This window comes from Paenibacillus sp. BGI2013 (assembly GCF_002843485.1).
Lineage (GTDB): Bacteria > Bacillota > Bacilli > Paenibacillales > Paenibacillaceae > Paenibacillus > Paenibacillus amylolyticus.
Window position 1 is genome coordinate 148,692 of the sequence record NZ_PJFA01000003.1, and the last position, 13,316, is coordinate 162,007.

Below are 13,316 nucleotides of genomic sequence, written 5' to 3' on the forward strand. Positions count from 1 at the left end.
TGAATTAGTTCTTACAATTATTTAGCTGTATCTGATGTATATGGAGTCCAATCCCCACCATAGGCTTTTGCATTAGAAATATGCGAGAATCTTGCAAACGAAGCGCCGTCACCAGATCTGTGTATGCCAATCAAAACTCCGTTATACCACCAAGTTCCTCCGCTATCGCCTCCAAGAGAAACAACATCAGCCTCCATATACCCACTGTTTCCTATTGAGGTGATGTTTTTTGCTGTAACTGATCCGCAGCTAAAACCGCTAGTTGCCCCAGATAAACAAACATTGTCACCTACATTGAGGGAATTTGTACTTGTTTGATAAGAAGTGATTTTGCTATCCGTCCAAGAATATTTATAGACGTAGTTAGAAATTTTTTTAGTAGACGGTACTTTGATAACACCTACGTCGGCATAGTTTCCGTTATAAGAAAAATGCTCTGTTCCAACTAATGAACCGCCTTGGTATGCATTATTGGTATTCCATGATTCGAGACAATGTGCAGCTGTGATAATAAAGCGATCACTACTCTTTGTGGCCAAGGTTCCTATTGTACAATAGTTTATAGAATTTGTAGAGTTTGTTGCAGTATCAGCGATAAGTAATCCACCAACCATAGTGTCAAGCTTAGTGTTTCTTGCATCCAGTTTTTCATTCGACTTGCCAGTCACTATTTTATAAATATTATCATTTTCTACAGTTAGCGCCTTAATTGGGCTAGATGCCATTAACTTCGTTGCATTCGTACTGTCGGCAAGTTGAATCTCAACCACATTTTCTTTTACTCTTACAGCAACAGTTTCGAAAGGAATCCCAAGCTGCTTACTTTCATTTATCACAGATTCATAGGCGCTTACAAGTTCGGCCTCTGAGAAATTTACTTTCTTGATTTCTAAATATTCTGCTGGGACAAGCGCTTCAATTGCTTTTTTAATTTCTTTGACTTCTTCATTTTCTACCGAGAAACCAATAACAAATTTTAATCCGTTTTCTTTTTCCTGATGAAATGTTCCAATATCACTATATTTTTCTATTATGTCATTATTTGGACCTTTTGCAGATACTACACCATTTTTAGTGAGTAAGTTTGATATTTGGGGTCCATACTTATTCATAAGCTCATCTCTTTCTTGAATGTATCTTTCCTCTTCTTCAGTGAGCGCTATACTATATTTTGGAATAGTATCTCTTGCATTAGAAGAATTTAATGCGTTCATGATAGCCTGATTGGAATAATCGAGGTTATTTGACTTTCGGTATCGCTGATGTTTTTGAACTATTTCCTCATTAAATTCAAGTTCGCGAGCCATCTCATCTTCTGGAAATGTAACAATTGGAGATATATCCTTTATATCGCTAACTATAGACTCCGAAAGGGGGGACTGTTTTGTGTCATCTGCACCATAAACTTCTGAGGAAGTGCTGCCTGCAAAGAGGGAAAGTAAAAGACCAAAACTAAGAAGCATAGATCGTTTCTTCAATTTTATATAACCTCCTTATATTAATTTAGATCTATTATGGATTTTTTTGTTTATATTTTGAATAGGAAGAAATACCTGATTAAGTGACAAAATACTACATTATATAACATTTAACAAAGGTGGAAATATGATACTTAATACAGGTCAGAGTCGAATATCTTTGAGCGTACACGCTAAATTTATTGTAGCGAGTCGATAGACGGCGGTTTTTTGACTATATTAAAGAAGCATTCTATTAAATGACGTTATTGTATGGGTTTTATAAGAATGATATGACAAAACTTGGAGATGATTTTTGATGTGGTCAACTGTTGAAAGGGGTATGGATAAACATGGTATTATTAGTATTACTGCTCGTCGCAGTAAAACGACACAGTATCCTGTAGTCGTCAAAATGAAGGATAACCCCCTTCACTTATAGAGGAGAGCAATGAGTACAACTTATGCCTAATCCATATTCAAAAACCAATTGAACTTTTCGAGTTGTAATGAACGCGCTAGACATTGGATTCGCCTGCCCAATCCTGTACAATGGATAACGACAAAAACAACGGTAGATTAAGGATGGATTAGCACGATGAGAATTATCATATCACCAGCTAAAAAGATGAAGATTGATACCGATCTTATGGCTATCGCGCAGATGCCGCAGTTTATAAACGAGTCAGAACAGCTAATGAGTCTGCTTCAAGAGTTATCCTATGACGAACTCAAAGCGATGTGGAAGTGTAACGATGCAATCGCCGAACAGAACGTGGAACGGATTCAGAATATGAATATAAAGGAAAATCTTACATAGCCATCTATGCCTATGAGGGCATTCAGTATCAATATATGGCTCCGGGTGTTTTTCAAAATGAGGAATTAGAGTATCTTCAGCAGCATTTACGTATTTTATCCGGTTTTTATGGCATGTTGCGGCCTTTGGATGGGGTTACCCCTTATCGGTTGGAGATGCAGGGCAAGTTACAAGGTCCGGGCTTCAAATCGCTCTATCAATTCTGGGGCAGCAAGTTGGCAGATCAACTTCAAGCGGACAGCAACTGTATTCTTAATTTGGCTTCCAAAGAGTATAGCAAAAATATTTTACCTTTTCTGAGTGAGGAAACCCGGTTCATTACTTGTGTATTCGGACAAATGGTCAATGGGAAGCTTGTTGAAAAGGCAACCTGGGCCAAGATGGCCAGAGGTGAAATGGTACGTTATATGGCAGAGCATAAGATTACAGATGTGAGGGATGTAAGAAACTTTGATCGGTTGAATTTCGCTTTTTCAGAAGAACGATCCGACGAGAGTACGTTTGTTTTTATACAAGCAGAGGTACAGTAGCTGCTGTGCGCTGATCATGTACCAGAATGATAACTATTTGATTCAATTAAAAGTCGCCAACTGGCGGCTTTTTTATTTTTCAGATATTAAATCTAAGTCCTAATCAAAATAGGAATATATTTTGTATCAGGATAATGACAGGTTATATTTTAAATTGTTATCTGAGATATAAAAGGAAAAAAGTCCCTGAATTTAGGGACTAATTTACTATGTCCTAAAATAAGGAAAATGACGATAATGATTTATTAGGCTCCATTTATACATCTGTTGAGGGAGTAAATGGATAAAAAACATAAAGGAGGAATATGAATTCCATGAGTTTAAGAAAAGGTTTTATTGTTTTTCTGATGGCTTTGTTGTTGATTGGAACCATGTATCCGACTAGCGGTTATGCGCTTTCGGACCAATCGGATGCCATAATAACAAGTGAAAGTAGCGCGGAGAATGTTGATGTTTCTATGGAGGAATCAGCTTTAACAGACGGCGAGAATCTAGATGTTATTGATCCGGATGTCTACGAAGAACCAGAAGGTGTAGATGAAGTTATCGAAGAAGCAGAAGATGAAGCGACGGTAACTGATGATACATATGGGGAAAACTCTTTCTCTCCTCAAGCTATGGCCATGGCAGATGGAACTTTGACCATGAGTCCCGGAGATTCCTATACGTTCACGAATAACGGAAGTGCCGCAAGATCGTTAAGTACCAATGCCGCGACTTCAAGAAGCAGTGCATACGATTACGTTATTTATAGACCAGATGGCAGCATCATGAGCGAAAACATGAACTCTATTAGCAGTTTATCAGTAGGCTCAGGCTATACAGCTGTAATCACCTCTACGGGTCAGAATCCGTTTACAGTGACAATCCGTTCAGAATTTTCTTACAGTGTATCAGCTAACCCAGCCATGCTTAGGGTTACGTTATCCAAAGGAGAGAGCTATCGATACTTTAATGAAGGGACACAGTCAAGAGTTCTAAGTGCCGATACTTCCACAGCTCAGGACAGGAAGATAGATTACGCTTCATACAAAGAAGATGGTAGTCTTGTAGCTTCCAATTTCGAAACGACTGGGAAACCTTCACTTGCGGGAGGGAACGAAATCATTATTACTGGAGCGGGCTCACAGCCTGTTAGTGTTGGTTTTCCCTATGAAGTCTATACCGGTGAATGGAGCGATGAGCCAGCCTATACGCGTACAACGCTATATCAGGGAGATAGCTACCAGTTCACTAATATCAGTTCCAAATCCGATGCACTCCAAACGGATGGAACGACCAAAGATAAGCATGATTACGTTGTTTATCTTCCGGATGGAACGGAAAGTTCTACAGGGACGAATACGACCACTAAACCTACTGTAGCAGCAGGAAGAACCGCCGTTGTAACTTTGGTTACAGCAACGCCTGTAACATATGGTGTGCCCTATCGGACATTTGATGTCCAAAAAGCCGGTGGCGATGCAATTACTCGAATCACTGTATATCCTGGAGAATCTATGATTTTCAGTAATAATGGTTCGTTGGCCAATCCGATAAAAAACAATGCCAGCAGTTCCAATGGAGCCCTTTTTGACTATGTTCTTTATACAGCAGAAAACGTCGTTCATTCGGATGGATTCAACAAAAATACAAATCCGATCATTCGTTCACAAGGTTACGCAGTCGTGACTGTAGTTGGGCAAGTCCCAATTGAGTTTAGTTATACGGATGATTTCTCGGTTGAAGAAAGCATGGAACCTGCGTACCATCGCGTAACACTCAAACAGGGAGAAAGCGTGACATTTTGGAATAACACTACTGATCGGGAATATCTCGACAGTGATGCGTCCACCACCCAAGGGCGGATATTTGATTACGTCACCTATTATCCAGATGGTACAGAACGGAGTACAAGAAAAGCAACAACGGTTGAACCAGTTGTTTACTATGGAAATAAAGCAGTAATTACAGGTGTATCTGCTCAACCTGTAACCATAGGGGCGATTTACACCATTTTTGATGTAGAGGATCGACCAAATGAAGCACTAACTAAGATTACTGTATCACCGGGTCAATCGGTCAAATTCCATAATGGAGGCTCACTCAGCAACCCAATACGGAGTAACGCCAAAAAATTAGGTGCACTGTTTGATATTGTGGTGTATAAGGCAGACGGTAGAGCACATAGTGACAAATTCAATAGCAATGTAAGTCTCGCTACCATTCCTTCTGGTGGTGAAGCCGTCATTACCGTAGGGGGAAGTACACCTGTAATATTTGAATACACGGATGATTTCTCTGTAGTGGACAGCCAGGAACCAGCTTATCTGCGCGTAACGTTGAACAAAGGCGAGAGCTATGCCTTCACCAACATAAGCTCAGATCCAAAAAGGCTTCGAAATGATGCTTCCAGCAGCGCGGGACGGGTGTATGATTACACGATTTACAACGTAGATGGAACAGTGTCAAGCAGTAGAACAGCAACAGCGATCGAGGCGTATGTCTTGGGTGGTAAAAAAGTTGTTGTTACCAACATCTCGGATCAACCCATAACGTATGGTGGGATTTACCGCGTTTTCCGTGGACAAGATGATCAAGTCCCTTCACCAGAATCGGAAATCACTGTTAACCAAGGGCAGAGCGCAGTATTTACGAATCCGGATTCAAAACCTGCTCAAATTGAACGAATCGCAGGAGTAGCATCCGTTGTGGATTATACAGTCTACGATAAATCTAATAAAGCATTGTATTTCGTGGAAGGTATGAGTCATGCAACATGGGATATTCCAGCAGGTGCAACGCTTGTTGTTACCGTAGTATCTACGGAACCTGTAACGATTAAATATCATTCTCCTGTGACAGCCAGCTCAAGTCAGGAGCCTGCACTTATCAAGCGGAATTTGACGCCAAATAACACGCTCTTGTTCTCGAACACCTCACCTTATGAGGCTATACTCGTTGGTTCTCCTTCTGAAGGAGGAACCTATGATTACGTTATTCGGAATCAGAATCAAGTGGTTATTAAGGAAGGAAAGAACGCTACAGGAGGACAATTTGTACCTGGAAAGTCTGACATTCAGGTGCATAACGTGTCAGCTCAAACGCTGAAATTTGTAGGTGCTTATCGGCACTTTACGGTCAAGGAAGTGGAAGTGGAGTTTCTGACTTTGTATGAAAACACAGAGACGGTGCTTCCGACAGTTCAGCAAGGGAATGTATACTACCGTTTTAGTCCGTATAGCTCTGACAAGTATCGGATTGCCATAAAGGAATCAGGTGATTTTTCCATTGAACCTCGGATCGAATTGTATTCAGATAAGGAATTGAGCATTCCGGTAGCTGCTTCAATAGAGCAAGAACAGGTATATGGTGAGCAATATACCGTTCTTGAATGGGAGCTTGAAGGTGGACAGAATTATTATCTCAAGCTAAGTGAAAAAGAAGGAAAACCGATTCAGGGAGCCATAAAAGCAGCATGGATGAACATTCGTAATGACAATAGCTATGAGTACGGCTATGGCAATCAATTGCTTAAAGTCGTTCTATTTACAGGAGATCAAATTGTGTTTGAGTATGATCGCAACGGTAATTTAACGAAACGAACGAAAAAGATTTTCCCATTTAATTAATGATTGTCTAAATCTAGGTTGAGGTGATGGAGTGTTTAAGAAAATAACGATTATTTGGTTATGCGTCATATTGGTTCTTAGTGGGTTCGGTTCTTTTGGATATGGAGGACAAGCAGCAGCGGCGGCTGAGGGTAGGGATTCCCTCCCTTCCGCTACCTACATTACAATCCATAGTTTAAAAGAGCAATTTGGTATTAAAGAAGATTGGATTGAGAAAAAACTAGATCAAGGTTACTCGCTGTACCAGTTGTATAAAGCTTTACAGACAGATCGCACAGGCGGCGAGGCTGCTGAGAAATGGCTAGAAGCACAAGAAATAAGTGAACCGATCCAAATGGAGGGGCTACGCCCTTCCGGATCATCACAGCAAAATAACTTCTCGATTAATGCTCTTAATGAGGATGCGCCAGGTACAGGAACAACCGTGGACGAAACTGGACTTAACCATGTAGATATCCGAGATGATGCATCGCTTTATATGACGTCATATGGAGCAGAATCCATCTCAACTGCTACAGGGGAAATGATGATTCAGAGTACTGACCTTTCTCTACCTGGTCTCATTTCGTTCGATCTGACACGCGTCTATGACAGCGCTAGAGCGAGTGGACAGCTGGGCGTTGAATATGACGAAACCACACAGACGTATTCCAATATGGTTACGCCACGCAAGGAAGAACTCTCTGCTGGATTGGGGCAAGGCTGGCGTTGGGACATTCCTTTCATGGAAAAGCGTGGCGATCATCAGTATATTCTTATTCCAGGCGTGGGCTACTACCGCTTAAATGCTAATCTGGAACTGGAAGGTTACGTATGGAATGATTTAACCGTTAAGCGAGATGCGACCATGACTGTTAATGGCGTATCTAGCAGTTATCGTCTATCCATCCGAAACGGCTACGATTATCTATTTAATGAAGCCGGAGAGCTGTTGCAAATTACAGATGGCTACCGCAATACCGTGAATTTTGACTATACGACATTGAACGGAAACCAAGCTATTGCACGAATTGAAAACAGCGAAGGTCAGGCGCTGACATTTGCTTATGACAACCTGAAGGTTACTGTACAGCTTGCCGGAACAGATCGGAAAGCAACGTACACGCAACGCGAGGACGAAGGCATTCGCATTTTGCGAGAATACACAGATGCTCTTGATCGGACAACGACGTATACGTACTATTATCCGGAATCCAAATTCAATTTCCTGCCTGACTTGCAAAGTAACCAAAATGCTCAAGGTGTGATGCATACAGCGTTGCTATCGCGCATTACAAGCCCCTCATCAGCTATAACGGATTATGCATATATTCCGGCGCTGAAGCAGATTGGCGAAGCTTCCTCTCATTTCGTATTCCAAGTAAGAGAGCGCAAGAGCCAGTTTAGTACAACGGATGGCGAAGGCGTTCTGGACAAGGTTAACTTTGAGTACTCTGGAGAAGATCTGGACTCTTACGGTCAATCCGCATTATGGACAACGAAAGTGAAAGCAGAGAACACCGCAGATACTTGGACGTTTTCCAAAACGTTTAGCGCTGCAGCTCATCCAGATTTGGTTCGCGCAGATAAGCACACGTTAACTGGAGATGACGTGACTTATTCAACGGAGTTGCAGTACGATAACCAGACGAAGCGAAACCTTCCGACTCAAATGACGGAGTGGGTTAGTGAGGGTGGACGTGCAGGCGAGAAGCTAACCACGACCATGACCTATGATATCAATGGAATGGTGACTTCAGAAAAGCGCAGTACCGGACAAGAATCCACTTATGCGTATGAAACGAGTAAGGCTCCATATCACTGGATCAAACCTATTCGTTCGACCAGCAAGATTAATAGTACCTTGGAGAGATACACCGAAACAACCTATAACAGCCAAGGTTCCGTTCTGCGGAGCACAACTAAAAATGGATACGGCGGGCAGTTGCTCACTGAATCGGAAGTGAAGCTGGATGATAAAGGAAGAGTCACCAGCACCACGGATAAAGGCGGCTATTTAGCTAAAGACAGCGTAGCGATGTTGAGTTATCAGGCTGATGCATGGCATTTGGTGAAATCCAAGTCCATAACCGTGAATGATGCTGCTGGTAAAGCAGAAGCCCTCGTGGAATCGTATCAATATACGAATGCTGGTGAACTGGAAAAGACAACCGATGCATCCGGGGAACAGGAATCCTATCAGTATGATAAGAGAGGGCGACTTCTACAAATCGTACATGCTGATGGTACGAAATCAACTACGGCGTATGATGATGTTAAGAACATCATTACAAATACATCGCCAGATGGCATTGTCACGACCGAGCGGTATAATCCGTTAGGTCTTTTGGTAGAAGAGCAGACGGCTCAGGCTACGTACAAATACGCCTATGACCGCGAAGGTAATGTTACGGCTGTTGAGGATGCTGAAGGCAATGTTACGAGAGCTGTAGTCGACGCGTTTGGACAAGCGATAGAGACAAAGTATCCAGACGGGACCATCGAAACAACCAACATTGATGCTGTGGCCCAAACGGTGACCTATAAGGACGCCGCTGACAATCAAACACGGGAGAAGAAGGATTTACTTGGTCGAGTGACGGCGGTGGAAGAATATCGGAATGGTGCATATGTTCCGTTACAACAAACCGAGTATGATATCGATGGTAACGTAATTGCATCTATCGATGGTAACGGTCAACGAACGACCTATACGTATGATGCGCTTGGACAGATCACAACAGTGACAACACCGAAGCAAGAGACAAGCCGCTACTTCTATAGCTATCAGGGCCAAGTGACACAGATCGTATCACCGAATACGCAAACAGTCACAAAACAGTATGATGAATTGGGAAGACTCATTAAACAGACGCATCCGAGTCCAGCCGGGTATGCGACAACGTTATATTACGATAAGAAAAGTAATCTGATTAAAAAACAGGATCGACTTGGGAAAGTAACAGAGTATACGTATAACAGTGACAACATGCTCACAGGTATGAAAGCACCGGATACGAATGTATCCTATACGTACGACGAGATTGGCCGTAGAACATCGATGACCGATGATCATGGAAAGACCACGTACAGTTATAGAGTGGCAGATGGGATGTTGAACGGACTGACGTTCCCGGATGGGACACGACTTGATTACGAAAACAATACCCAGCAACGTCTAGGGTATACCTTAACGGATGCCAAAGGACAATCCTTGCGCATTCACGGCGAAGTAGATGCCATGAATCGGGTAACCTCCATGGATATTACCACGGGTTCAGGAGGGGCCTCTGCACTCGCAGCATCGGGAACGACGCCTGTGGATCGTATGACATTCAGTTATGCGTCCAATAGCTTGCTGGAGAAATTGTCGTTTGGCAAGGGCCTGAGCACAAGCTACCAGTTCAGCGGCTATGACCTGTCGGGAATCACGATCTCTCAAGGGACATCTGCGGTGCAACAGTTCGCCTATGAATATGATGGTAATAAAAACATCACGTCCCGTACACAGAATGGGGAAACTGATCAATACACATACGATGAATTGAGCCGGATTCAGACCGAAACGGGTACGCAAAAAGAAACGTATACTTATGACCCGAATGGTAACCGGTACAGTACCGGAAGTGGTAAGGTATACGGTCTAAAGGATGCACAGTATACGTATGACAGCCAGAATCGTCTGATTAAAGCAACGGGTGAAGGCAAAACGGTAACCTACAGCTATAATGGAGATGGATTGTTGTATGAACGTACGGAAGGCGACCAAACGATTCGTTATTATTACGATGAAGAAGCCAAACTCATGGCTGAGGCCACTGTGACGTCTGGAAAAGCAGAGCTGACATATGCCTATATCTATGATCTGTATGGGCAATTATGGGCTCGCCAGGACAAGCAAACAGGTAAACTGGAATACTACCAGTTGAATGGTCATGGCGATGTCGTTGGCCTTGTAGACGATGCAGGAAAAGTGTTGAACAGCTATACCTATGATATCTGGGGCGGACCGTTAACAACAGAGGAAACCGTACCGAATATGCTTCGCTATGCCGGAGAATATTGGGATGATACGGTAGGGCTGCAATATCTGCGAGCGCGCTGGTATGATCCAGGCATGGCACGTTTCATCGGTGAGGACACGTATGAGGGAGAATTGAATGATCCATTAAGTTTGAATTTATACTCTTATGTAAGTAATAATCCTCTAAAATATGTAGATCCGAGTGGCCATGTGGCCGTAGATGTAGATGTTTTTAACATTAACTGGAAATTAAATTCCTTAAAAGCAGATTGGGTTTACTGGGATGGGGTTTTTAAAGGATCCAAAGACAATTCATCAATGTGGGTTCACGCACACAAAAAAAGAAACCAAGCTGCAAATCAAGCAAAAGCGATAAGAAACAGCAATAAAGGAATGCAAGGACTTTTAAAGCAAAGTGATCCCGTCTTTAATGCATTTGTTTTACAAAATGATACTTCAAGAAATATGAAAGTAATGGTAGATCCTAAAAGTAATATAGTTTATTATGCGGACGCGTCAAAATATAATTGCACTGGTTGCATTTACGATGAGACAACTTACACGAAGGGAAAAGCAGATGCAATTATGGGGGATGTTTCCTCACGACTTACAAGTCTAGTTACCAGTGAAAAATTCGGGAATGTAAACTATTTAGTAGCATCAGTTTTTGGCAATGTTGAAGTAACTAAAAAGGGTACGGTAACTACTATGATTTATGTGGCCAACCCCAAAGGGTATACTATGCAAACTGTAATTGTTACTAGTGATGGTAAACCTACTGGATGGACTGGTTGGAATCCATACTATTAAGTATTTTGTAGGGAAGAGGTGTTATTTTGAGAAAGGTATTAATAATAGGTGTTTTATTAATGATTACCATATTCATTTTTTTTATTTTCATTAAAGATTCAACTCCAGTACAAACTAGCAGGCATATAATATCAGTCGACCTTAAAGGTAATTCATGCAAGGTAACTGTTAATGATCCACCAAAGCCTATAAACAGGAGTACTCAAACAGAACGATTTGAAAGTCCATCATGTAACAAATTAAAAGAAGGTGATTCAATAACCTATCGGTATCTGAATGAAGGGAAGTATCTATACATCGTTTCAATTAATAAAGAACCAACGAAAGATCCTTTGTCAGGAGTGGTAACTAAAAAGTTAGAAAATGAAGGAGCCTTCTATATTAAAGTTAAATCAAACAGTTTTGGAGATGAAACATTTCCTATAGACAAGAAAGTTTGGAACAAAGTAAATATTAAATCCAATGTTATTTTTTATCTTGATAATTGGGACACCCCTATTAACATAACAAAAATACAGTAAAAGATTGTTTGAAAAATGAGAGAAATGAGTTCATTCTTATATTGCATTTTAATATGGATAATAAAAATTGCCGTATCGTTCTTAAAGAAGATGACCTCGTTATACATCGGGGCATCTTCTCTAATATTAATGAGAGTATGAGTTGCAACCATCGGCATATCCGTTGTATTAAGGAGATTGGAGATACTAACATGATTGAATATAGGTATACAATTGAATCTAAATAACTCAACGCTGAATTTTGGGCTAAGGGTGCGACAGGGGTCACAACTAAGATTCTATTGGGGACTGACAAATTGAGAAAAATGATTAAAAGCTCAGAAGAGTTTGAGAAAGCATCACGTTTGGTTTCAAAAGTAATTTGTGTTGAAATCATGGATACTTTTGGTGACTACTCTGTAATTATGGCTGTTTTAGATCCAGACCCTGTAAATTATTACTACAGTGAGTTTTCCCAATATAACTGGTGCGTTTTACAAAAGGGTACCACCGCTGATGAGTATTGGAATATCCTTAATCAGGGACCAGAAGAAAGCCCTGCTGATGCTATTCTATCTAACTCTGAAATAGTTATATGGTTATCGCCGTCGCTGAATTGGGCAATATGGGGAGAAAGAAGTTACGGCATTTGTATTTTAGGTTTTAACGATGAAATGAGCAAGTACAGTAGTGACTCATGTTTTTCAATAGACAGGGCTATTACTGATTTGGTGGCCTTAAACTTTACCAAAGGTATACCCGAAGATGTGACTAATAAGTTAATGAAACATTATAGTATTAAGAACTAGGAACTGATAAGACCTTGAGGACTCTAATCCTCAAGGTCTTTATTTAATATCCCCTCCTTCGTATGCCTCATATAAAAAGGATATGAAGGATCTTGAAGATGGTTTAAGAACGTATTGAACCGTTAAAAAGGGATAGAAAAAAATAATATTGTTAGCATTAAAGCTCGTCGTAGTAAATTCCTCAGTGTCCTATTGTGGTTAAATTTAAGGACAACTCACAAGAATATGTGTACAACTACAGAGAAGAGCAATGGGTGCAACTAACGCTTGATATTATTCCAAAATCAATTGAATGATATGAATTGTAATGTGACATTGAATTCACGTAGCCAATCCTGAAAGTCGGATTAAACGTATTGAGACCATACGTTTAATAAGAGCATATTAAAACAAGTGGAACTGGAAGGTTTGACCCTATTGAACTAGACACTCGTCAATTTCCTTGAAAAGTGGCTCTGCTACTGCTCTTAGGGTAATGTCACAACAAAAAAAGACGCAGGGGATGTATATCCCTGCGCCTGATCAAGAAATCAAATCGGTGTCCATCAATCCATATAGGGTAGAAAGGACTCTAATAAATGCTTTTCTAACTCAAGCTGGGCAGAGCCTTTAGTGCTTGCTAACGGATGATTAGCTCGTTCCAAAGCCGCACGGATAAGAGCCTTTGCGGAATCTTTGTCTACAAACACATTGTCCATGCGTACACGGGCTTCCTTATTACCATAACGAAGCATCAAGTTGTATTCCATCTCCATATGTCGCGCCATCAAGGAGGA

Annotated in this window: 8 protein-coding genes; 6 read left to right on the forward strand and 2 right to left on the reverse strand. The window is 41.2% G+C overall.

The window, feature by feature from the left end:
- Positions 1-17 precede the first annotated feature (17 nt).
- The gene (locus CXK86_RS08045; protein WP_076250940.1) at positions 18-1,478 is read right to left on the reverse strand and encodes a S1 family peptidase; all 1,461 of its coding nucleotides are present in this window, start codon (positions 1,476-1,478) and stop codon (positions 18-20) included.
- A gap of 577 nt (positions 1,479-2,055) precedes the next feature.
- Between CXK86_RS08045 and yaaA the strand changes: the two genes are divergently transcribed.
- The 6 genes from yaaA (at position 2,056) to CXK86_RS08070 (ending at position 12,540) form a co-directional block, all read left to right on the forward strand.
- The gene (gene yaaA, locus CXK86_RS33110; protein ID WP_256720010.1) at positions 2,056-2,277 is read left to right on the forward strand and encodes a peroxide stress protein YaaA; all 222 of its coding nucleotides are present in this window, start codon (positions 2,056-2,058) and stop codon (positions 2,275-2,277) included.
- A 35-nt stretch (positions 2,278-2,312) separates the two neighbouring features.
- Entirely contained in the window at positions 2,313-2,807 is a 495-nt protein-coding gene (locus tag CXK86_RS08050; protein ID WP_256720011.1) for a YaaA family protein, read from the forward strand.
- 314 nt (positions 2,808-3,121) lie between these two features.
- A complete protein-coding gene (locus CXK86_RS08055; RefSeq protein ID WP_076250943.1) occupies positions 3,122-6,418 on the forward strand; it encodes an RHS repeat domain-containing protein in 3,297 nt (1,098 codons plus the stop codon).
- 31 nt (positions 6,419-6,449) lie between these two features.
- On the forward strand, positions 6,450-11,231 hold the full coding sequence (locus tag CXK86_RS08060) for an RHS repeat-associated core domain-containing protein (RefSeq protein ID WP_076250945.1): 4,782 nt from the start codon (positions 6,450-6,452) through the stop codon (positions 11,229-11,231).
- A gap of 26 nt (positions 11,232-11,257) precedes the next feature.
- Positions 11,258-11,752: a hypothetical protein gene (locus CXK86_RS08065; RefSeq protein ID WP_076250947.1), complete on the forward strand. Its 495-nt coding sequence runs from the start codon at positions 11,258-11,260 to the stop codon at positions 11,750-11,752.
- Positions 11,753-12,048: 296 nt separating this feature from the next.
- Positions 12,049-12,540, forward strand: a complete 492-nt coding sequence (locus CXK86_RS08070) for a hypothetical protein (protein ID WP_076250949.1) — start codon at positions 12,049-12,051, stop codon at positions 12,538-12,540.
- 545 nt (positions 12,541-13,085) lie between these two features.
- On the opposite strand, the gene CXK86_RS08075 is transcribed toward CXK86_RS08070, so the two are convergent.
- Positions 13,086-13,310 (reverse strand): hypothetical protein, encoded by a 225-nt coding sequence (locus CXK86_RS08075; protein ID WP_180361736.1) that lies wholly within the window; start codon positions 13,308-13,310, stop codon positions 13,086-13,088.
- Between the last annotated feature and the right edge of the window lie 6 nt (positions 13,311-13,316).